Source organism: Agromyces sp. CCNWLW213, assembly GCF_037199545.1.
Taxonomy (GTDB): domain Bacteria; phylum Actinomycetota; class Actinomycetes; order Actinomycetales; family Microbacteriaceae; genus Agromyces.
Genome location: NZ_JBBBDX010000004.1, coordinates 235,021 through 256,327 on the forward strand (window position 1 = coordinate 235,021; position 21,307 = coordinate 256,327).

A 21,307-nucleotide genomic window follows, 5' to 3' on the forward strand; every position below is an offset into this window, starting at 1 on the left:
GCGCGCTCATGTGCCGATGGCTGGCGTACTCGGGGGAACCGCTGCGGACCTCGGCGGTGCTGCTCGACGCGACGCATTCGCTCGTGGCCCAGTCGCTCGACTCGCCCCTCGGGGCCGAGACGGTCAACGGCGACGGGTTCGGCATCGGCTGGTACCCGCCCGGCGCGGTGGCCGGCAGCATCCCGGCGGTGTTCCACAGCACGGAGCCGGCGTGGAACGACGAGAACGTCCGCGAGCTCGCGCGGGCGATCGAGAGCCCGCTCTTCTTCAGCCACGTGCGCGCCGCGGCCGGGCCGCCGATCCAGCGCACCAACTGCCACCCGTTCCGCTGGGAGAACTGGCTGTTCATGCACAACGGGTTCCTCGCCGAGTTCGACAAGGTCAAGCGCGACCTCGCGTTCGCGATCGACCCGTCGCTCTACCCGCACCTGCACGGCACCACCGATTCCGAGATCGTGTTCCACCTCGCGCTCACCTTCGGACTCGCGGACGACCCGGTCGGGGGGCTCACCGCCGCCGTCGACCACGTGGAGCGCGTCGGGCGCGACAAGGGCATCCTCTTCCCGATGCAGGGCACGATCGCCGTCTCCGACGGGGCCACGATCTGGGCGCTGCGGTACTCCTCGCAGGGGCGGTCGCGGAGCCTGTTCCACTCGGTCGACATCCCCACGATCCGCGAGATGTACCCGGACGCCGAGCGGCTCGCGCAGTTCGGCGATCACGCGCACGTCGTCGTGTCGGAGCCGCTCAACGACCTCCCCGGGGTATTCGTCGAGGTACCCGAGTCGACCATCGCCGTCCTCGACCGAGAGGGATACCACCATGAGCCCTTCCGATCCGCAGCCTGACGCGGCATCCGCCCCGCCGGGCGATGACACCGCGGCCCCCGGCGGCCGGACGTCGTGGACGGTGGTCATCGCCCTCTCGGCTGCGCAGTTCGTGATGGTGCTCGACAGCACCGTCATGAACGTCTCGATCTCGCAGGTCGTCCAGGACCTCGACACGACCGTCTCGGCGATGCAGGCGGCCATCACCTTCTACACGCTCACGATGGCGGCCCTGATGCTGGTCGGCGCGAAGCTCGGCGACGTGTGGGGCCGCCTGCGCGCGTTCGTGATCGGGTCGATCGTCTACGCGCTCGGGTCGCTCACGACGGCGCTCAGTCCGAACATCGTCGTGCTCTTCCTCGGCTGGTCCGTCGTCGAGGGGATGGGTGCGGTGCTCGTGATCCCCGCCATCGCCGCCCTCATCGCCCAGAACTACACGGGCCGTGCGCGCGTCACGGCGTACGCGATGATCGGGGCGGCCTCCGGCGCCGCCGTCGCCGCGGGACCGCTCATCGGCGGCTACCTGACGACCTACGCCTCGTGGCGGTTCGTGTTCATCGGCGAGGTCGTCGTCATGGCCGTCGTGGTGCTGTTCTCGCGCCGCATCGTGGACCGGCAGGAGCCCGTCGCCATGCGGATCGACGTGCTGAGCGTCGTGCTCTCGTCGGCCGGACTGGTCCTGATCGTCCTCGGCCTGCTGCAGAGCAAGACGTGGGGCTGGATCATCCCGCTGAACTCGCCCGAGGTGAACGGGTTCCCGATCCAGCCGTTCGGGATCTCGCTGACCACCTGGCTGATCCTCGCGGGCAGCGTCCTCGTCGCGTGGTTCTTCCGCCGGCAGCGGCGCCTGATCGACGCGGGTCGCCCGCCCCTGCTGGATGTCACGCTCTTCTCGATCGGCCGGCTGCGGAGCGGCCTCGGCGCGTTGGGCGCGCAGTACGCGGTCACCGCCGGCCTGTTCTTCATGATCCCCGTCTACCTGCAGATGACGCTCGGGCTCGACGCGCTCCAGACGGGGCTGCGCATCTTCCCGCTGTCGGTGTCGCTCATCCTGTTCTCGTTCGCGGGAACGCGGCTGTCGACGGTCTGGTCGCCTCGCACGATCGTCCGGATCGGCCAGATCGTGCTCGCGGCATCCGCCGTGGTGCTGCTGGCCGCGGTCGACGTGGAGCTCAAGGTGCCCGCCTTCGGCATCGGCATGTTCACGGCCGGAGCCGCGCTCGGGCTGCTCGCCTCGCAGCTCGGCAACGTCAACATGTCGAGCGTCGGCGTCGAGAAGTCGAGCGAGGTCGGGGGGATGCAGGGCGTCTTCCAGAACCTCGGCTCGTCGCTCGGCACGGCGCTCATCGGCTCGGTCCTCATCGGCGCCCTCGCGACCTCCTTCGCGGGGACCGTCGCGGCCAGCACCCTGCCCGACGACGTCAAGCAGCAGGTCGCCGAGGCGACGGAGGGCGGCGTCGAACTCGTGCCGGCGGCATCCGTGCAGAAGATCGGCGAGGACGCCGGGCTGTCGGACGACGAGGCCGAGGAGCTCCAGCAGGCCTACGGCGACGCGCAGCTCCAGGCACTGCGGATCGCGTTCGTCGGGCTCATCGCGATCGCGCTCGCCGCGCTGCTCTTCTCGAGGGGCATCCCCGCCGAGGCGCCCGAGCGGCGGAAGAGACGCCCGAAGCCCGAACGCGTCGCCGAGACGCAGGAGGTGACCCCGTGACCGATCCGGACACCCGGTTCGACCCGGCCCCGCGCAACGACTTCGCCGCCCGGGCGGAGGCCGGACGGGCCGCCCGGGCGCGCGTCCCGCGCTCGTCCCACGCGGGGTGGTCGCCGCCGTCCGACCGCACGGACCCCGTCGCGCTGCTCGAGGAGCAGGCGGTGACGCGCGTGCCCGAGCTCGTCCCCATCCGCTACGCGCGCATGCTCGTGTCGCCCTTCACCTTCTACCGGGGCGCGGCGCTCATCATGGCCGCCGACCTCGCGGGCACGCCGTCGTCCGGGCTCGAGGTCCAGGTCTGCGGCGACGCGCACCTGTCGAACTTCGGCGTGTTCGCCACGCCCGAGCGGGCCCTGATCTTCGACATCAACGACTTCGACGAGACCCTCCCCGGACCGTGGGAATGGGACGTCAAGCGCCTGGCGGCGAGCTTCGAGGTCGCCGGGCGCCACCGCGGCTTCACGCCCGCCGAGTGCCACCGGGTCGTGCTCGCGGCCGTCGCCGGCTATCGCGAGCGGATGCGGCGCGCAGCGGAGTCCGGCGTGCTCGAGGCCTGGTACGACCGGCTCGACGCGGACCGCATCGAGGAGTGGATCCGCGCGGAGCGCGAGGCGAGCCGGGTCGGGGACAAGCAGGTGAAGCGGACGACCGCCACGCTCGCGAAGGCCCGCACGCGCGACAGCGTGCGCGCGTTCACGAAGCTGGTCGAGGTGGTCGACGGCCGGATGCGGATCCGCTCCGACCCGCCGCTCATCATGGCGGTGGAGGACCTCGACCTCGCGCCCGGTTCGGGGGAGCGGGTCGAGGACTGGATGCAGGGGATGCTGCAGGAGTACCGCTCGACGCTCCCGCTCGAGCGCCACCCGATCGAGGAGTTCCGGTACGTCCACCTCGCCCGCAAGGTCGTCGGCGTGGGCAGCGTCGGCACGCGCGCCTGGATCGTGCTGCTGCGCGGCCGGGACGACGCCGACCCGCTGATCCTGCAGGCGAAGCAGGCCGAGGCGTCGGTGCTCGAGCGGTTCCTGCCCCCCAGCCGGTACGCCAACCACGGCGAGCGCGTGGTCCGGGGCCAGCGGCTCATGCAGGCGGCGAGCGACGTGTTCCTCGGCTGGCAGCGCATCCTCGCCCCGGACGGCGTGGAGCGGGACTTCTACCTCAGGCAGCTCAACGACTGGAAGGGCTCGGCCGACGTCGAGGTCATCCTGCCGCGGGGCGCGGAACTCTACGCACGCGCCTGCGGCGAGACGCTGGCACGCGCGCACGCGAGGGCGGGGGATCGCGTCGCCATCGCCGCCTACCTCGGCGGCTCGGACCGGTTCGACCGTGCGGTCGCCGAGTTCGCGGTCGACTACGCCGACCAGAACGAGCGCGACTACGCGGCGTTCCGGGAGGCCGTGGCATCCGGCCGGCTCGTCGCCGCCGACCGGGGCTGACCGGCGTCGACCCGGCCCGCGGCGCATGGCCCACGACGGCGCCCCGCACAAGACGTCGCGCCGACGGAGCGGGAGCCGTAACGTGTCGGCATGAGCTCGAAGCCCGACACCGACGCCGCCGACGTCCCCGCCTCCGCCCGCGAGGGCCGGCAGGGTCGCCTCCGACGCTTCCACGAGCGGTTCATGGTCGAGGAGCGCTACCTGAGCGCGCGCGGCAAGCGCACGCTCTACCTGGTGGCCGCAGCGCTCATCGTCGCCGGGCTGGTCGGCTTCTTCATCGTGCTCGACTCGATCATCGAGGCCGACGACCTGTCGTTCATCGACGCGCCCGTCGAGGCGTGGCTCGACTCGGGGCGGGCCGACTGGCTGACGACCTTCATGATCATCCTGGCGATCGTGTTCGGCCCCATCGCGATGCCGATCATCATCCTCGTCACGACGGTCACGTGGGGCGTGGTCGCCAAGCACGCCTGGCGGCCCATCCTCCTCGCCGGCGGCATGATCCTGGGCGTGATCATCGTGCAGCTGCTCGCCCCGATCATCGCGCGCGACCGCCCGCCCGCCGACGAGATGCTCCACGGCTACGATCCGACGTCATCGTTCCCGTCGGGGCACGTCATGGGCGTGGCCGACTTCCTCTTCATCGGCACCTACCTCGTCTTCTCCCGCCACCGGCGGCCGCTGGTCACCGTGCTCGCGTTCGCCGCCGCGGTGGCCGTCGTCCTGCTCACCGCCGCGTGCCGGATCTACCTCGGCTACCACTACGCGACCGATGCGCTGGGGTCGATCTTCCTGTCGCTCGTCGTGCTCGGCATCGTCATCGCCGTGGACACGTGGCGAACCGTCCGCGTCGGCACCCGCGAGCAGGTCGAGGCCTCGGATTCGAGGCTCGAGGCGTGGGGTCGCGATGAGCACTGAGCCGCACGGCGAGGAGGTGGCGGGCGCTTCCGCGGGCGCCGCGCCGTCCGGGTCGGAGGAGCCGCGCGACGACCCGACGCACCACGCCCCGGCGCCCGTTCGGGTCAGCCGCCACCCGTGGCTGTGGACGGGCGTGATCGCGCTCGCCGTGGTCGCCGCGCTCGGCATCGTCATCGTGATCAACCAGGCGCGCGAGCCGTTCGAGTTCGAGTCGGCGCTCATGCGCGCGATCGTCGCGGCGCGCACGCCGGGGGTCACCGCGGCCGCGGCCGGCTTCGACTGGCTCGGCAGCGGGCGCGTATCGAGCTTCCTGATCCCCGCGATCGTCGTGGTCGGCCTGCTGCTGTGGCGCCGGCCGTGGGCGGCGGGCTTCTTCGCCTCGGCCGTCGCGGCGAGCGGACTCGTGACGCAGGCCGTGAAGATCAGCGTGGGCCGCGTCCGTCCCGAGGACATCCTCGTGCACCCGGACTTCGGCTCGTTCCCGTCGGGCCACGCCTCGAACGCCGCCGTGATCGCGACGGCGCTCGGCCTGATCTTCCTCCGCACCTGGGTGTGGGTCGCCGGGGCCGCCTACACGCTGCTCATGATGGCGAGCCGCATGTACCTCGGAGCCCACTGGGTGTCCGACGTCGTCGGCGGCATGCTCGTCGGGGCGGGTGCGGCGCTGGTCGTCTGGGCGGCGTTCTCCGAGCGGTTGTACCGCGAGAACCGCCTGCCGCACCCGCCGGTCTGGCAGAAGGTCGAGCGCACGCACGGTGGCTGAGCGGATGCCGCGCTGGGTGCCGCCCGGCATCATGACCGCGCGGCACTACCGCCGGGAGTGGCTGTGGCCCGACGTGCGCGCCGGGATCGTCGTCACGGCGCTGCTCATCCCCGCCGGCATGGGCTATGCGCAGGTCGCGGGGCTGCCGCCCGAGACGGGCCTGTACGCCACCGTCGTGCCGCTCATCGCCTATGCGCTGGTCGGGCCCTCGCGCATCCTCGTGCTCGGCCCGGATTCGGCGCTCGCGCCGGTGATCGCGGCGGCGATCCTGCCGCTCGCGCTGGGCGACGACGATCGCGCGGTCGCGCTCGCGGGCCTGCTCGCCCTCATGGTCGGCGCGATCCTGCTCCTCGGCGGCGTCCTGCGCCTGGGGTTCGTGACCGACCTGCTGTCCAAGCCGATCCGGGTGGGCTACCTCAACGCGGTGGCGCTCATCGTGATCATCTCGCAGCTGCCCACCCTGCTGGGCTTCTCGACCGACGCCGACTCCCCGTACACCGAGGTGCTCGCGATCTGGAACGGCGTGGCGGGCGGCGAGGTGCAGCCCCTGGCGCTCGCCTTCGGCCTCGGCTCGCTCGCGGTCATCGTCCTGCTGGTCGTGGTCAGGTCGCGCGTGCCGGGCGTGCTGGTCGCGGTCGTCGGGGCGATGCTCCTCACCGGCGTCCTGGGCCTCTCCGACGAGCTGCCGGTGGTCGGGGCGCTGCCGCAGGGCCTTCCCGCGCCCGCGCTCGGGGGCCTGCAGTGGTCGGATGTCGCGGCGCTCGCGCTGCCCGCGGCCGGCATCGCGCTCGTCGCGTTCACCGACTCGGCGGTGCTCTCGCGCACCCTCGCGGCGCGTCGCGGCGAGACCGTGAGCGGGAGCCGCGAGATGGCGGCGATCGGCACGGCGAACCTGTCGGCCGGGCTCCTCGGCGGGTTCCCGATCTCGGCCTCCTCGTCGCGGACCCCCGTGGCCGAGCAGGCGGGGTCGAAGTCGCAGCTCACGGGCCTGGTGGGCGCGGCGCTCATCGTGCTGTTCATGCTCCTCACCCCGGGACTCACCGAGCTGCTGCCCTCGGCGACGCTCGCCGCGGTCGTGATCATGGCCGCGTCGCGGCTCATCGACGTCTCGGGGTTCGTGCGCCTGATGCGCATGGACCGGGTCGACGCGGCGCTGTCGGCCGCGGCGTTCGTGGGGGTGTTCGTCTTCGGCGTGCTCGAGGGCATCGCGGTCACGATCGGGCTGTCGCTCCTCGCGTTCGTGAACCAGTCGTGGCGCCCCTACCGCGCCGAGCTCGGCCGGGTCACGGGGCTGCGCGGGTACCACGACCTGTCGCGATACCCCGAGGGCGACCGCATCCCCGGTGTGGTGATCGTGCGCTTCGACGCCCCGCTGTTCTTCGCCAACGGCGGGCTGTTCGACGACTTCGTGCGCTCGCGCGTCGAGGCCGCCGGTCCCGGCATCCGCACGGTGATCCTCGCCGCCGAGCCCATCACCGACATCGACACGACCGCCGCCGACGAGCTCGTGGACCTCGACGACTGGCTCGGCGCCCGCGGCATCCGGCTCGTCATCGCCGAGATGAAGGACCCCGTGCTCGACGTGCTCCGCGACTACGGCCTGACGCGCCGCTTCACGCCCGACCGGTTCGCGCCGACCGTCGGCGCGGCCGTCGACGACGTCACGGGCACGCTGCGCGGCGACCTCGAGGGCACCAAGTGGGAGGGCGAGCCGGGCGATCCCGAGCGGGACGGCGGGTGATCGCCAGGTCTCCCCGGGTTGCGGGTGACGGCGTCGGGTCGAGCCGGCGGCGTCGCACCGGCTCACGGGCCAGGCTCCCCGCCGGGAGGCGCCGGAGGCCGGGTCCTCCGACCGACGGATCCCGCGGCCCGGGTGCGGTGGGGGTGTGCCGGGCCGCCGGATGTGACACGTTGGACGCATGGCCGAGGCGACCACGCACACCGCGCGCTACCGCGAGATCGCGACCGTGCTGCGTCGGCACAGCCTCGGATTCATGGTCGGGCTGCTCGGCATCGGCCGGTTGGTGCCGTTCCGCCGCGGCAACGGCGGGCGGAACGGCGCGCGTACGCGCGCGATCGACACGGGGACCGCGGCGCAGTCGAACGGCGAGACGTCGCCGGAGCACCTGCGGCTCGCCCTCGAGGAGCTGGGGCCGACCTTCATCAAGCTTGGCCAGCTGCTGTCGACGCGGTCCGACCTCCTGCCGCCGGCGTATGTCGAGGAGCTCGCGAAGCTGCAGGATGCCGCGCCGCCGGTGCCCGTCGCCGACATCCGCGCGGTGATCCGACGCGAGCTCGGATCCGAGCCCGAGGAGCTGTTCGCGACGTTCGACGACCGCCCCCTCGCCTCCGCGTCGATCGGCCAGGCCCACGCCGCGACGCTCGACGACGGCACGCCGGTCGTGGTGAAGGTGCGGCGCCCCGGCGCCGTCGCTCGTGTGCTCGAGGACCTCGAGATCCTGCAGAACCTCGCCGCACGCGCGAGCCGTCGCTGGGGGCCGGCGCGCGACATCGACGCGGCCGGCGTCGTCGACGAGTTCGCCCAGACGCTCCGCGCCGAGCTGGACTACCTGCAGGAGGGTCGCAACGCCGAGCGCTTCGCCGAGGACTTCGCGCACGAGGCCGATGTCGTGATCCCCCGCGTGTTCTGGGAGCACACCACCTCGCGCGTGCTGACGCTCGAGCGCATGCGCGGCATGAACGTCGGCGACGCGGTGGCGCTCGACGCGGCCGGCGTCGACCGGAAGCGGGTCGCGCGTCGCGGGGCCGAGATCGTGCTGAAGATGACGTTCGAGGACCGCTTCTTCCACGCCGACCTGCACCCCGGCAACCTGTTCATCCACGACGACGGCACGATCGCGCTCATCGACTTCGGCATGGTCGGCGCGATCGGCGAGGAGCTGCGCGGGCACCTGAGCACCCTGTTCGTGGCATTGGTCCGCGGCAATCCCGCGATGCTCGCCGGCGCGCTCACGAGCCTGTCGGTCGCGGGCAGCTCCGTCGACCGCGAGCTGCTCCGCGAGGACCTCCGGGTGTTCCTGGCCAAGTACCGGCTGCGCTCGCTGCGCGAGACGCCGTTCGCCCGCATGATCGCCGACCTCTTCGCCATCCTGCGCGCCAATCGCCTGCACCTGCCGCGCGAGATGGCTCTCCTCTTCAAGGCGCTGCTGCTCATCGAGGGGCTCGCGCTGCGGCTCGACCCGGAGTTCCGCCTCGGCGAGTCGCTCGAGCCGTACGCCGAGCGCCTCGCGCGCGAGCGCATGAGCGCGTCGGCCATCGCGCGACGCATGGCGCGGGCGAGCGCCGACCTCGGCGAGCTCGCCCTCGAGGCGCCCGGCGTGCTCCGCCGCCTGTTCGACGCGGCCGACGGCAGCGGCTTCGAGGTGCACCTCCGCGCCGCCGAGCTCGAACCCCTCGTGGCGCGGACGGAGCGGATCGGGAACCGACTCGTGGCGGGCATGATCAGCGCCGCGCTGATCTCGGGGGTCGGCGGGATCGTGACGAGCGGGCGCCGGTTCCGCAAGTGGGAGGGGACGCTGCTCGGCACGGGCCTCGGCGTCCTCGGCACGCTCGGCGGCTACCTCGCCTACACGTCGGCGCGACGACGCCGCCGACCGCGCTGAGTCGCGGCTCGCGCCTCGGCGGGCCCTTCGGCCCGGGGCGGGCGGATGCCGCGGCGTAGCCTCGGCGTCGGAGGTGCGACATGGGCGACAGGGGTTCGAACGCCGGCGTGGCGGGCGGCGGCGCGATCTACGGCTTGGGGATCTTCGGAGCCTGGGTGTACTTCTGGCAGCAGGCCGACGCGTTCTGGGAGTACGTCTGGGCGATCTTCCAGGGCCTCTTCTGGCCGGCGTTCATGGTCTACGAGCTGTTCGCCGCACTCGGTGGTTGATCGGCCACGCGGGTCCGTTCATAATACCCCCGGGGTATCCGGTACGATGGGTCCATGACTTCCCAGCGGTACCTCATCATCGGCGGGGTCGCCGGCGGCATGTCCGCCGCGACCCGGCTGCGCCGGCTCGACGAGCACGCCCGCATCACCGTGCTCGAGCGGGGCGGCCACGTCTCGTTCGCCAACTGCGGCCTGCCGTACCACCTCGGCGGCGTCATCGAGGAGCGCTCGAGCCTCCTGCTCCAGACGCCGGAATCGCTCCGCACCCGTTTCGGCCTCGACGTGCGCGTGCGCACCGAGGCGATCGCCGTCGACCGCGCCGCCCGCACCGTCACCGCGCGCGACCTGGCCACCGGCGAGGAGTCGGTGCTGCCCTACGACGCGCTCGTGCTCTCTCCCGGCTCGGTCCCCGTCCGCCCGCCCATGGAAGGCGGCGAGCGGATGCTCACCCTGTGGAACATCGACGACGTCGACGCCGCCATGGAGCGGCTCGAGGTGACGCCGCGCACCGCGCTCGTCATCGGCGCGGGGTTCATCGGCCTCGAGGTGGTCGAGAACCTCGCGCACCGCGGACTCGACGTCACCCTCGTCGAGCTGGGCGAGCAGGTCCTCGCTCCCATCGACCCCGAGATGGCCGGGCCGGTCGCCCGGCGCCTCATCGACGCGGGCGTCGACGTGCGGCTCGGCACGAAGGTCGTCGCGATCGGCGCCGACACCGCGACGCTCGACGACGGCTCCACCGTCGCGGCCGAGTTCGTGCTCGGCTCGGTCGGCGTGCGCCCCGAGACGTCGCTCGCCGCGGCGGCCGGCCTCGAGCTCGGCGAGCGCGGCGGCATCCGCGTCGACGACCGGCTGCGCACCAGCGACCCGCACATCTGGGCGATCGGGGACGCCGTCGAGAAGGTCGACGCGATCACGGGGGAGCACCGCATCGTGGCCCTCGCCGGCCTCGCGAACCGCCACGGCCGACTCGCGGCCGACGCCATCACGGGTCGTGACATCCGCGTGCGCGACGCGCTCGGCACGGCCGTCGTCGGCGTCATGGGGCTCACGGTGGCGACGACCGGATGGAACGAGAAGCTGCTGCGCTCGCGCGGACGCGACATCCGGGTCCTCCACACCCACCCCGCCTCGCACGCCGGCTACTACCCGGGCGCCGAGGGCATGTCGCTGAAGCTCCTCGTCGACGCCGAGACGGACGCGATCCTCGGCGCGCAGGGCGTCGGCGGCGAGGGCGTCGACAAGCGCATCGACGTCATCGCGACCGCGATGGCGGGCGGCCTCACCGCCTCCGAGCTCGCCGAGCTCGAGCTGGCGTACGCCCCGCAGTACTCGTCGGCGAAGGACCCGGTGAACATGCTCGGGTACGTCGCGATGAATGCCGCCGACGGACTCACGCCGTCGATCCAGTGGCACGAGCTCGACTCGGCCGTCGAGGCCGGTGCGACCGTGCTCGACGTCCGCAACCCGGACGAGGTCGCCGACGGCGCGATCCCGGGCTCGCTGCGGATCCCGCTCGACGAGCTCCGCGACCGCCTCCACGAGCTGCCCGGGGGCCGGCTCGTCGTGCACTGCAAGGTCGGCCAGCGCGGCCACACCGCCGTGCGCCTGCTCGCGCAGCACGGCCGAGACGCCGTCAACCTCGACGGCGGCTACCTGACCTGGAGGGCCGCCACCGAGGCGCGCGAGCTGGTCGCCGAGACGGCCGAGCTCGCGGCCTGAGCCCGCCGGTCGAGCAGCGCCGGCGCTGTTCCGGCTCAGGCGCCGATGCGGGAGCGGACCGGCGCGGCCGTCTCCGTCGGGCCGGGGGCGGAGGACGGAGCGAGGGCGACCAGCGCGCCGCGGACCAGGAACGCGCACCAGGCGGCGAACCCGAGCACCTTCGCGCCGTCCTCGACGAGCACCGAGGCGACGGTGGGCGGCGCGGCGAACGCGTCGACGAGCGCGGACGTGCCGAGCGCCAGCATCGCGATCGCGAGGAGCCCGACATCGAGGTTCCGCACGATCTCGACCCGGAACCGCCACAGGAACACGGCGAAGCCCAGGCCGTAGGCGAGGACGACGAGCTTCGACATCCACGCGGTGACCGTGATCGACTCGTGCAGCAGGAGGAGGTCGTCGAGCGCGAGGACGAGCGAGATCCCACCGCCCCAGCCGACGGCGCGCCGCAACCGGTCGCCGCGCGACGGCCCGGCGGCCGCACCGAGCAGGGCCGCCCCGGCTGCGAGCGCCATGGCGAGGATCACGATGTTGGAGACGAGCCCATGCGACGCGTGAGGCGTCCCGCGGAGCACCGCGACCGCCTGGCCGTCCCGCACGAGGTCGGTCGGCGCCACCCAGGGCTGGGTGACGACCGCGATGACCAGGACCGCCGCAGGAACGACCGCGGCGGCGTACACGAGCCGCGGGGTGCGGTCCGCGGCACCGGCGAGCACGCGCGAGAGGCGGCGGGCGGTTCGGACGGCGCCGGAGTACGGCGCGGGATCGGGCTGCACGGCGGATCCTCTCGTCGGGTCGAGCGGTGCGCGGCGGGTCCTCCGGTGCAGGGGGCGGCACCGGAAGGTGTCCAAGTGTATCGGCGTGCTCACCGAGGAGGTCCGTCAGCTGGGTAACCCCCGGGGGTGATTCCGCCGGTGCATCCGATTCTGCTATGAAGGGAGGATTCCCGACCGCCCGATGATTGGACCAGCGTGACGAACCCCGAACGTGACGAGCAGACCGAGACCCCGGCGACCAGCGACTACGACGCGGTCGGCGGCGGACCGGCGATCGCCGGCGTCGTGGACCGGTTCTACGCGCTCGTCCTCGACGACGACCGCCTCCGGGGGTACTTCGAGGGCATCGAGATGGCCCGACTCAAGCGCCACCAGGTGGCACTCGTGTCGCAGGTCATGGGCGGACCCGTCGGCTACGAGGGGCGCGAGCTGCGCGCCGCGCACGCCGGCATGGGCATCTCCGCCGAGGACTTCGGCGCGGTGGCCGGTCACCTCGTGACCGCGCTGACCGAGGCGGGCGTGCCGGCCGAGATCATCGACCGAGTCGTGACCACGATCGCCGGGACCCAGCCCGACATCGTCGAGACCCCCGCGGCGGCCGGGTGACGCGGTGAACACCGCCGCACTGAAGGAGACCTGGGCGCTGGCGGGCAGCCTCGGCGACGAGGTGCCGCTGTTCTTCTACTCGCACCTGTTCCTCTCCCATCCCGAGCTGCGGAGCATGTTCCCCGTCTCGATGGCGACCCAGAGGGACCGGCTGGTCGGGGCGCTCGGACGCATCGTGTCGAACGTCGACCAGCTCGACGAGGTGACCGAGTTCATCCAGCAGCTCGGTCGCGACCACCGGCGCTTCGAGGTCATCTCCGAGCACTACGACGCGGTCGGCGCCTCGCTCCTCGCCACCCTCGAGCACTTCCTTGGCGAGGGGTGGACCGAGGAGGTCGCCTCGAGCTGGGCCGAGGCCTACGGCGTGATCGCCTCGGTCATGGTGCAGGCCGCCGAGGCGTCCGAGCGGACCAGCCCGGCGTCGTGGAACGCGCAGGTGACCGCAGTCGAGCGGCGGGGCCTCGACATCGTGGTCGTCCAGGTGCGACCCGAGCCCCGCCTCGAGTTCGAGCCCGGCCAGTCCGTCGCCGTCGAGATCCCGGCGCGGCCGCGCCTCTGGCGGTACCTCAGCCCGGCGAACGCGCCCCGCGAGGACGGCAGCATCGAATTCCACGTCCAGCTCGTCCCCGGCGGCCAGGTCAGCAGCACGATCGTGCGCGACCTGCGTGCCGGCGAGACGATCCGCCTCGGGGCACCGGTCGGCCAGGAGCTCGTCCTGAACGACGAGGAGCGCCGGCGCGATCTCATCATGGTCGCGGGCGGCACCGGGCTCGCCCCGCTCCGCGCCCACCTCGAGCGCATCGACCAGGGCTGGAAGGCGACCGGGCAGGCCCCGCGCGTCCACCTGCTGCACGGCGCCCGGATGTCGGTGAGCCTCTACGAGCACCGGCTCCTGCAGAACCTCGCCGGGCGGCCGTGGTTCACCTACACCCCCGTGGTCTCCGACGACCCGAGCTACCCCGGCCGGAAGGGCCTCGTCGGCGACGCCGCCGCCGAAGCCGAGCCCCTGCACGGACGACTCGCCCTGGTGTGCGGCTCGCCCGAGATGGTCCGGCACACGGTGTCCCGCCTCCGGGCCGGCGGCATCGCGGCGACGGATGTCCGCTTCGAGCAGTTCGCGACCCTCGACGAGGACAGTCACGACCTGCACCACCACACCCACGACCCGCAGCCATCCGGGCTGCTGCAAAGCGAATAGGGGGACCACGCATGATGCAGAACGGGACCGACCCCGACAGCCTTGCTGCCGCGCCAGTCGCCGTACCGGCCGTCGCACCGGGTGCCGAGCCCGACGCCTCGCCCGGCTCCGCGTCCGACGCCGCCGCCGGCACCCCGACCGAGGCGGTGCCCGGTGCCGGGGCCGACGCCTCGCCCGAGAACGCCCTGTCCGTCGCCGTGAACCACCTGCCCGACACCCGCTCGGTGGACTTCACGATGAAGGTCCGGGGCGGCGCCTACGACCGGCTCGAGGTCGACACGTTCCTCGGCCAGCTGGCGCAGGCGATCACCGAGGTCCGCGCCGCGGCATCCGCTGCCGGCCAGGAGATCGCCACCCTCCGGGCCGAGAACGCGAAGCTGCGCTCATCCGGTCCCGACTCCGAGGACGAGATCACGGCCGGTGCCGTCGGACTGCTCACCCAGGCGCAACTGATCGCCGACAAGGCGATCGCCGACGCCGAGCAGTACGCGCGCGACCTGGTGCTCACCGCCCGCAACCAGTACCGCGAGATCCTCGAACGCGCCGAGAGCACGGCGAGCCAGGCGTCCGCGACGCTGACCACGCCGACGCAGGGACCCCCGGTTCCCGAGATCGAGTACGTGCGGACCTACGCCCAGGTGGCGCAGATCCAGCTCCGATCGGTGCTCGACGCGCTCACCGAGCAGGTCGATCGCCTGGGCAGCCTGCCCCAGCCGGCCGAGGAGGCGGAGCCGTCGGAGGCGGAGCCGGACGCCGAGCCCACGGGCGAGCCCGAGTGGCAGCCCTCGACGTAGGCCGTCTTCCCGGGGGCGCCCACGGTAGGGTCAGGCGCTCGCGGCCGTCTCGGCCAGCGCGCGCTCGAGCAGCGCGCGCAGCACGCCGCGGTCCACGTCGGCCAGCCTCGTGAGGTAGAGGCAGACCTTGCTCGCGCGGTACGCGCCGAGTCCGGCCAGGAGGTCGGGCCAGCGTTCGGAGAAGTCCGCGGGCAGGTAGACGGTGTGGTGCTTCGGCCCGGGCGCGAAGGCGAGCCGGGGAGAACGACCGCTGCGACCGCTGTCGTGGCGGTACTCGTCCTCGCCGAAGCCGATGATGCGGCCGGCCCAGACCACGGGCGGCTCGCCGGTGAGGTCGCTGCAGAGCGCGACCAGCTCGTCGGCCTCGGCGCGGCGCGGGCCGGTGGCGCGGCCCAGCACCTCGTCGACCGGCACGTCGGTCGGGCGCATCGCGGGCGATTCGGCGGCCATGGTGCTCCTCGGGGGTCGTGCCTCCCGCTCAGGGTAGCCCCGGTGCCGCCGCGACGCACCGGGAGCGGTCGGTTCGTCGGATCCAGTCGAGCGCGAGGTTCCCGACCGCCGCCGTCACGTGCGGCCGCCGCTCGAGCGCGCGATCCGCGCATGTCGGTCCGCCCGGCGGATGACCCACGCCGGGCTGCGAGATCAGCGCGGGTCGGATCGCATCCCGGCCGAGCCGAGCACCCGCTCCACGGTCAGCTCGAGCACGACCCGCTCGGGGTTCGGGCGCGGCTGACGATAGCGGGCGGCGTAGAGTTCGACGGCGTACGCCACCGACTCGGCGTCGGAACGCACGCGCACGGGGCCCTCGAAGCTGATCCACCGGGCTCCGTCCACCGTGTTGACGCTCGCGCGCCCGCTCCGCTCGGCGTTCACGAACTTCTGCGAGCCGCGGCTCCCGATGATGCGCACCACGCCGTCCCGGTAGGTGATGCCGACGGGAACCGAGTGGATCCGGCCCGTCCGGCCGAGCGTCGACAACGTCGCGAGATGGCGCTCGGCGAGGAACTGCCGCGCGGCGTCGGTGATCACAGCTGGGACTCCCTGTCGGCGGCCGGTCGGCGTGCCGCTCGAGCACCAGTCTTCCATCCGCTCGTGTGGGAGTCCCGAGGGTCCGGCGGCAACCGGGCCGGGACGTTGGACCTCCCATCCCGGGCCGTCCCGGCCTACCCTGCACTCGAACCCAGCCACTGCCGGAGGGGAGCGACCATGCGAACCGCATCTCGGCACATCCGCCACCGGCCCGGCCGCGCTCGCCCGGTCGCGGCGGCCGCGCTCGTCGTCGCCGCGGCGACGTGGCTCTCGGGATGCGCAGCGGAGGAGCCCGCGCCGGGCCCCACCGCGACGGAGCCGTCCGGATCGGCGACGCCGGGCGCGCCGAGCGACACGGCCAGACCCACCGAGCCGGATCCCGCGGAGTGCCCGGACCCGGGCGGGGTCGACCGCGTCGAGGACGGCTTCCCGGGGCGGCTCTCCACCATGGTCGGGCTCGAGGTCCGCACCGGCGGCCATCCGCCGTGCTTCGAACGCGTCGTGATCGAGTTCGCGGGATCGGGCGAGCTGCCCGGGTATCGCGTGGAGTACCGGCCGGACCCGATCGTCGATTCGCCCAGGGGCGAGCCCGTCGACGTCGCGGGCGATGCGACGCTCGTGCTCTCGGCCGGCGCGTGGATGCCGAATCCCGAGGGCTGCGGCTACGACGGACCGCGCGAGCTCGTGCCGACCAACGTCGAGACGATCCTCGAGTTGGAGCAGATCGAGAACTTCGAGGGGATGACCGCCTGGGCGATCGGGCTCGACCGGGAGCGCGACTTCACCGTCGCGGCGCTCGAGGATCCGACCCGCATCGTCGTCGACATCACCCTCGACTGAGCCCGCCTGCGCTGCTCGGAGGGGGAGGCGAGCACCGGCGTCCGTCCGGCTAGAACTCGTCGAGCGACGGATGGTCGGCGTCGTGGTCGCCGTGGTCGTCCGACGACGGACCCGCCCGGAGCGCGCGGATCCGGCCTCGGAGCTCCTCGACCGCGCGCTCGTCGACGAGTTCCTCGTGCTCGACCTCGACCGCGCGGGCGATGATCTGGCTGGCCGGCCCGATCAGCAGCGTCGTCTCCAGGATCGACCCGTCCTCGCCGAGCGAGGGGAACGTGACCTGCGCCGCCTCGTCGTGCCGGGCCAGGGCTTCGGCGAACTCGAGGACGGCCTCGGCGATCGCGTCGCCCGTCAGCACCTCGCCGCCCGCGTACGTCAGTTCCTTCATGACCCCAGCGCAGCAGATCGCTCGCGGTGCGGCAACCCCCGTGCGCTCGGGCCGGGAGTCGCCCGCGAATCCGCGCGCATCCCATCGACAGGCCGGGCGGACCGGTCGCTATCGTGAGTGGCGGGGGCCCGCGCTCCGCGCGGCCGGATGGGAACGGGATGTCAGGCGAGGGCGCGCCGGGGGCGAAGCCGGCGACGGAGCACACGAGAGCGGCGAACCGGGCGGCGCGGGAGCGCCTGCCGCTGTCGGATCGACGGGACTACGACGACACCGTCCGAGGATTCGTGGGAACCCTCGACGATCCCGTGATCCGGCGGGCGGAGGGGACCCCGGTCATCGACATCTCGGCGCACGCGTTCGTGCACGAGTCGGACGACGCGCCCGACGAGGTGCACCCGAGCCTGTGGCGGCACGCGCAGGTGACCGCGCACCACGGCCTCTTCGAGGTCGTCGAGGGCGTGTACCAGGTGCGCGGGTTCGACCTCGCGAACATGACGCTCGTGGAGGGCGAGACGGGCGTCATCGTGATCGACCCGCTGTCGTTCACCGAGACGGCCGCCGCCGCGCTCGGCCTGTACCGAGCGCACCGCGGTGACCGCCCGGTCTCCGCGGTGATCTACACGCACAGCCACGGCGATCACTACGGCGGGTCGCGCGCGATGGTCGAGGGCGCCGGGGCCGTGCCCGTCATCGCGCCCGACGGCATGGTCTCCGAGGCGGTCGCCGAGAACATCTACGCCGGAACCGCCATGCTGCGCCGGGGCATCTACATGTACGGTCCCATGCTCCCGACCGGTGTCCGGGGGCAGGTGAACGCCGGCCTGGCCAGCGCGCTGTCCACCGGCGGGAGCGCGACGCTCGTGCCGCCGACCGACCTCATCACGCGCACGGGCGAGACCCGCACCGTCGACGGCGTCGAGATGGTGTTCCAGATGGCGCCGCACACCGAGGCGCCCGCCGAGTTCCTGGTCCACTTCCCGCAGCGCCGCGTGCTCTGCGCCGCGGAGGACGTGAACCACCTGATGCACAACCTCTACACGCTGCGCGGCGCCCAGGTGCGCGACGCGGCGAAGTGGTGGAAGACGCTGAACGAGACGATCCGCCTGTTCGGCGACCGCACGGACGTGATCCTCGGTCAGCACGGCTGGCCGCGATGGGGCGCCGACGACGTCCGCGAGTACCTCCGCGACCAGCGCGACCTGTACAAGTTCATCCACGACGAGACGCTCCGGCTCGCGAACCTCGGCGGAACGATGACCGAGATCGCCGAGCAGCTGCGGCTGCCTGCGGGCCTCGACCGGCAGTGGTACAGCCACGGCTACTACGGTTCGCTGAACCACAACGCCAAGGCGGTCTACCAGCGGTACCTCGGATGGTACGACTCGCATCCGGCGCACCTGCATGCCCTGCCGCCCGCCGAGTCCGGCCGGCGCTACGTCGAGGCCATGGGCGGGGCGGACACCGTCGTCGAGAAGGCGCAGGCCGCATTCGACGCGGGGGACTATCGCTGGGTCGCCGAGGTGCTCACGCACGTCGTGTTCGCGGAGCCCGCCAACCGGGCCGCCGCCGAGCTGCAGGCCGACGCGCTCGAGCAGCTCGGCTACCAGGCCGAGAACGCGACCTGGCGCAACGAGTACCTGATGGCCGCGGTCGAGCTTCGGCACGGCGTCCGCGACCTCGGGAGCATCGACCTCGCCACGGCCGACGTGTTCGCGGCGATGACGACGGAGATGATCCTCGACTACGCGGGCATCAAGCTGAACGGCGACCTCGCCGGCGACCTCGCGGCGACCCTCGTCTGGACGGTCGAGGACGCCTCCGACGGACCGGTGGACTACCTCCTCGAGGTGCGCAACGGCGTGCTCGTGTACACCGCGGACGCGCGGCATCCCGAACCGGATGCGACGGCGCGGTCGACGAAGGCGGCGCTCGCCGAGGCGCTCTTCGGCGGTCGACCGCTCGAGGAGCTCGTCGCGGCATCCGACATCGCCGTCGACGGCGACGCCGACGTGCCGGCACGGATCTTCGGCCTGCTCGACGAATTCCCGCTGTGGTTCGAGATCATCCGGCCGTGAGGCAGCGGCCGTTCGCCGGCCTGACGCGACGGAACCTCGGCACCGAACTGCTGGCCGGCGTGACGCTGCTCGCGATCGCGGTGCCGCTGAACATCGGGTATGCGCAGATCGCGGGACTGCCGCCGACGGCGGGACTGTACGCGCTGGTCGTGCCGACGATCCTCTACGCACTCGTCGTGTCGTCGCGCCAGGTCGTGGCATCGCCGGATGCCGCGGCTGCGGCCCTCGTCGCGTCGTCGATCGGCGGCCTCGCGGTCGCCGGCTCGGCGGACTACGCCGCGCTCGCCATGGCGCAGGCGATCATCAGCGGCATCCTTTTCGCCGCGCTGGCGGTGTTCAAGCTGGGGTTCCTCGCGAACTTCCTCTCGAAGCCGATCCTCGTGGGGTTCGTGGCCGGGCTCGCGCTCGACATCCTGCTGAGCCAGGTGGCGAAGATGCTCGGCGTCGGGATCGACTCCGGGGCGGAGTTCCCGGGAAAGCTCGCCGAGCTGGTCACGCGGCTCGGCACGACGAACGGATGGTCGGTGGTCATCTCCGCGGTGGCCGTCGCGGTGCTCCTCGCCGGGCGGCGATGGGCGCGTGCCGTGCCGTGGGCGCTCGTCGTGCTCGTCGCCGCGACGCTCGCGGTGGTCGCCGGTGGCCTCCGGGCGCGCGGCGTCGCGGTGCTCGGCGAGGTGCCGGCCGGCCCGCCGACCCTCACCTGGCCGATGCTCGACTGGTCGACGTGGCTCGCGCTCGTGCCGTCGGCGATCGCGCTCACCCTCGTGACCACGGCGGAGGGGCTGCTCGTGTCCCGGTCGTACGCCGAGAAGCGGGGCTACCCGTTCCGCGCGAACCGCGACCTGCTCGCGTTCGGCGTCGCCAACGTCGCGGCGGGCGCGCAGGGCAGCTTCGCGATCGGCGCCTCGACGTCGCGCACGGCGGCGATGGACCAGGCGGGGGCGCGCACCCAGCTGCCGTCGGTCGTGCTCGCGGCCGGCGCGCTCCTGCTCCTGCTGTTCGGCACCGCGCTGCTCGCCGACATCCCCTCGCCGGCGATCGGGGCCGTCGTGGCGGTCGCGATCGTCCCGCTCCTCGGCATCGCCGAGTTCCGCGACCTCTGGCGCCGCGACCGGTTCGAGTTCCTCATCGCCGCGACGTGCTTCCTCGCGCCCCTGCTCGTCGGGCCGATCGCCGGGATCCTGGTCGCCGTGGTGCTGGCCCTCGTCAACCTCGCCAAGCGCGCCGCGAATCCCGCGATCGACGTGCTCGAGGCCGGCGGCGAGCCGACCGACTCGCTGCTCGACGCGGCACCCCGCGGCTCGGTCACGGCGCCCGGCGTGATCGTCATCCGACTCGCGGCGCCGCTCTTCTTCGCCAACGGCAGCGTGTTCGCCGACGCCGTGAAGCGCGCGGTCGACGCGGCCGAGCAGACGGGCAACGGCCCGGTCCGGCACGTCGTCGTCGACCTCGAGGCGGTGACCGATCTCGACGTCACCGGGGCCGAGAGCTTCGAGTCGCTGCTCGCCTGGCTCGGGAGACGCGAGATCGGCGTCGCGCTCAGCCGCGTCCGTCCCGGCATCCGACGGCGGCTCGACGACCTCGGCGTAGCGGGGCGTGTCGACGTCTACGCCACCAACCGTGCGGCGATCGCCGCGCTCGCACCCACCCGCACGGAGGACGGAACGTGAACCAGGTCATCGGCGACATCCTGCCGCTCGCGCTCGGCGTGGCCATCAGCCCGATCCCGATCATCGCGGCGATCCTGATGCTGCTCGCGCCCCGGGCGCGAGGCACGAGCGTGGGGTTCCTCGCCGGGTGGGTCGTCGGCATCGCGGTCGCCGTGACGGTGTTCACCTTGCTCGCATCGGTGATCCCCGAGGAGGATCCGGATGCCTCGAAGCCGGTCGCCGGCACGATCAAGATCCTCCTCGGCCTCGTGCTGCTGTTCCTCGCGCTGCGTCAGTGGCGGGGGCGCCCGACAGCCGGGGCGCAGGCGACCCTGCCGAAGTGGATGGAGGCCATCGGCGACATGACCGCCGGTCGCGCGTTCCTGCTCGCGTTCGCGCTCGCGGCGGTCAACCCGAAGAACCTGATCATGGCCGCCGGCGCAGGCGTGCTCATCGGCAGCGCGGGCGCGGGCGTCGGCGAGTCGAGCGTCTCGATCGCGGTGTTCACCGTGCTCGCGGCGAGCTCGGTGGCGATCCCGGTGATCGCGTACCTCGTGGCATCCGAGCGGATGTCGGCCCCCCTGGAGGCCCTCCGCGCCTGGCTCGTCGACCACAACGCCGCGGTCATGGCCGTGCTGCTGCTCGTGATCGGGGTCGTGATGGTCGGGAAGGGCATCGGCAGCTTCTGATCG

The 21,307-nt window shown here is 72.9% G+C and carries 20 protein-coding genes; 16 read left to right on the forward strand and 4 right to left on the reverse strand.

What is annotated here, in order from left to right:
• Window positions 1-8 precede the first annotated feature (8 nt).
• The 9 genes from WBQ80_RS10510 (at window position 9) to WBQ80_RS10550 (ending at window position 11,266) form a co-directional block, all read left to right on the forward strand.
• The gene (locus tag WBQ80_RS10510; protein ID WP_336573535.1) at window positions 9-848 is read left to right on the forward strand and encodes a class II glutamine amidotransferase; all 840 of its coding nucleotides are present in this window, start codon (window positions 9-11) and stop codon (window positions 846-848) included.
• Window positions 823-2,538, forward strand: a complete 1,716-nt coding sequence (locus WBQ80_RS10515; protein WP_336573534.1) for an MFS transporter — start codon at window positions 823-825, stop codon at window positions 2,536-2,538. The genes WBQ80_RS10510 and WBQ80_RS10515 overlap by 26 nt, the downstream gene beginning before the upstream one ends.
• Window positions 2,535-3,971: a DUF2252 domain-containing protein gene (locus WBQ80_RS10520; protein ID WP_336573533.1), complete on the forward strand. Its 1,437-nt coding sequence runs from the start codon at window positions 2,535-2,537 to the stop codon at window positions 3,969-3,971. Before WBQ80_RS10515 ends, WBQ80_RS10520 begins: the two co-directional genes overlap by 4 nt.
• Before the next feature lie 90 nt (window positions 3,972-4,061).
• Complete coding sequence (locus tag WBQ80_RS10525; RefSeq protein WP_336573532.1) at window positions 4,062-4,889, forward strand: phosphatase PAP2 family protein; 828 nt, start codon at window positions 4,062-4,064, stop codon at window positions 4,887-4,889.
• Complete coding sequence (locus WBQ80_RS10530) at window positions 4,879-5,652, forward strand: phosphatase PAP2 family protein (RefSeq protein WP_336573531.1); 774 nt, start codon at window positions 4,879-4,881, stop codon at window positions 5,650-5,652. The genes WBQ80_RS10525 and WBQ80_RS10530 overlap by 11 nt, the downstream gene beginning before the upstream one ends.
• A 4-nt stretch (window positions 5,653-5,656) precedes the next feature.
• Window positions 5,657-7,393 carry a SulP family inorganic anion transporter gene (locus WBQ80_RS10535; protein WP_336573530.1) on the forward strand — a complete coding sequence of 579 codons (1,737 nt, stop codon included), beginning with the start codon at window positions 5,657-5,659 and terminating at the stop codon, window positions 7,391-7,393.
• Between the two features lie 178 nt (window positions 7,394-7,571).
• A complete protein-coding gene (locus WBQ80_RS10540) occupies window positions 7,572-9,275 on the forward strand; it encodes an ABC1 kinase family protein (protein WP_337282545.1) in 1,704 nt (567 codons plus the stop codon).
• Between the two features lie 80 nt (window positions 9,276-9,355).
• The gene (locus WBQ80_RS10545; protein WP_336571493.1) at window positions 9,356-9,544 is read left to right on the forward strand and encodes a hypothetical protein; all 189 of its coding nucleotides are present in this window, start codon (window positions 9,356-9,358) and stop codon (window positions 9,542-9,544) included.
• A gap of 54 nt (window positions 9,545-9,598) precedes the next feature.
• Window positions 9,599-11,266 (forward strand): FAD-dependent oxidoreductase, encoded by a 1,668-nt coding sequence (locus tag WBQ80_RS10550; RefSeq protein ID WP_336571494.1) that lies wholly within the window; start codon window positions 9,599-9,601, stop codon window positions 11,264-11,266.
• A gap of 35 nt (window positions 11,267-11,301) precedes the next feature.
• Here WBQ80_RS10550 and WBQ80_RS10555 read toward each other — a convergent pair whose 3' ends face one another.
• Window positions 11,302-12,039, reverse strand: a complete 738-nt coding sequence (locus WBQ80_RS10555) for a hypothetical protein (protein WP_336571495.1) — start codon at window positions 12,037-12,039, stop codon at window positions 11,302-11,304.
• 195 nt (window positions 12,040-12,234) lie between these two features.
• Between WBQ80_RS10555 and WBQ80_RS10560 the strand changes: the two genes are divergently transcribed.
• The 3 genes from WBQ80_RS10560 to WBQ80_RS10570 are packed head-to-tail and all read left to right on the forward strand — an operon-like array spanning window position 12,235 to window position 14,637.
• Complete coding sequence (locus WBQ80_RS10560; RefSeq protein WP_336571496.1) at window positions 12,235-12,645, forward strand: group I truncated hemoglobin; 411 nt, start codon at window positions 12,235-12,237, stop codon at window positions 12,643-12,645.
• Between the two features lie 4 nt (window positions 12,646-12,649).
• Window positions 12,650-13,843 (forward strand): globin domain-containing protein, encoded by a 1,194-nt coding sequence (locus tag WBQ80_RS10565; protein ID WP_336571497.1) that lies wholly within the window; start codon window positions 12,650-12,652, stop codon window positions 13,841-13,843.
• 11 nt (window positions 13,844-13,854) lie between these two features.
• Window positions 13,855-14,637 carry a DivIVA domain-containing protein gene (locus WBQ80_RS10570; protein WP_337282546.1) on the forward strand — a complete coding sequence of 261 codons (783 nt, stop codon included), beginning with the start codon at window positions 13,855-13,857 and terminating at the stop codon, window positions 14,635-14,637.
• A 30-nt stretch (window positions 14,638-14,667) separates the two neighbouring features.
• Here WBQ80_RS10570 and WBQ80_RS10575 read toward each other — a convergent pair whose 3' ends face one another.
• Window positions 14,668-15,087 carry a DUF1801 domain-containing protein gene (locus tag WBQ80_RS10575; RefSeq protein ID WP_336571500.1) on the reverse strand — a complete coding sequence of 140 codons (420 nt, stop codon included), beginning with the start codon at window positions 15,085-15,087 and terminating at the stop codon, window positions 14,668-14,670.
• A gap of 192 nt (window positions 15,088-15,279) precedes the next feature.
• The gene (locus tag WBQ80_RS10580; protein WP_336571501.1) at window positions 15,280-15,666 is read right to left on the reverse strand and encodes a TIGR03618 family F420-dependent PPOX class oxidoreductase; all 387 of its coding nucleotides are present in this window, start codon (window positions 15,664-15,666) and stop codon (window positions 15,280-15,282) included.
• Window positions 15,667-15,843: 177 nt separating this feature from the next.
• Here WBQ80_RS10580 and WBQ80_RS10585 point away from each other — a divergent pair, with 177 nt between their 5' ends.
• A complete protein-coding gene (locus tag WBQ80_RS10585; RefSeq protein WP_336571502.1) occupies window positions 15,844-16,506 on the forward strand; it encodes an AMIN-like domain-containing (lipo)protein in 663 nt (220 codons plus the stop codon).
• A 49-nt stretch (window positions 16,507-16,555) separates the two neighbouring features.
• On the opposite strand, the gene WBQ80_RS10590 is transcribed toward WBQ80_RS10585, so the two are convergent.
• On the reverse strand, window positions 16,556-16,891 hold the full coding sequence (locus WBQ80_RS10590; protein ID WP_336571503.1) for a hypothetical protein: 336 nt from the start codon (window positions 16,889-16,891) through the stop codon (window positions 16,556-16,558).
• A 284-nt stretch (window positions 16,892-17,175) separates the two neighbouring features.
• On the opposite strand from WBQ80_RS10590, the gene WBQ80_RS10595 reads away from it, so the two are divergent.
• The 3 genes from WBQ80_RS10595 to WBQ80_RS10605 are packed head-to-tail and all read left to right on the forward strand — an operon-like array spanning window position 17,176 to window position 21,304.
• Window positions 17,176-18,966: an alkyl/aryl-sulfatase gene (locus WBQ80_RS10595; RefSeq protein ID WP_336571504.1), complete on the forward strand. Its 1,791-nt coding sequence runs from the start codon at window positions 17,176-17,178 to the stop codon at window positions 18,964-18,966.
• On the forward strand, window positions 18,963-20,636 hold the full coding sequence (locus WBQ80_RS10600) for a SulP family inorganic anion transporter (RefSeq protein WP_337282547.1): 1,674 nt from the start codon (window positions 18,963-18,965) through the stop codon (window positions 20,634-20,636). The genes WBQ80_RS10595 and WBQ80_RS10600 overlap by 4 nt, the downstream gene beginning before the upstream one ends.
• Window positions 20,633-21,304 (forward strand): GAP family protein, encoded by a 672-nt coding sequence (locus WBQ80_RS10605; protein ID WP_336571506.1) that lies wholly within the window; start codon window positions 20,633-20,635, stop codon window positions 21,302-21,304. The genes WBQ80_RS10600 and WBQ80_RS10605 overlap by 4 nt, the downstream gene beginning before the upstream one ends.
• The last annotated feature ends 3 nt before the right edge of the window (window positions 21,305-21,307 follow it).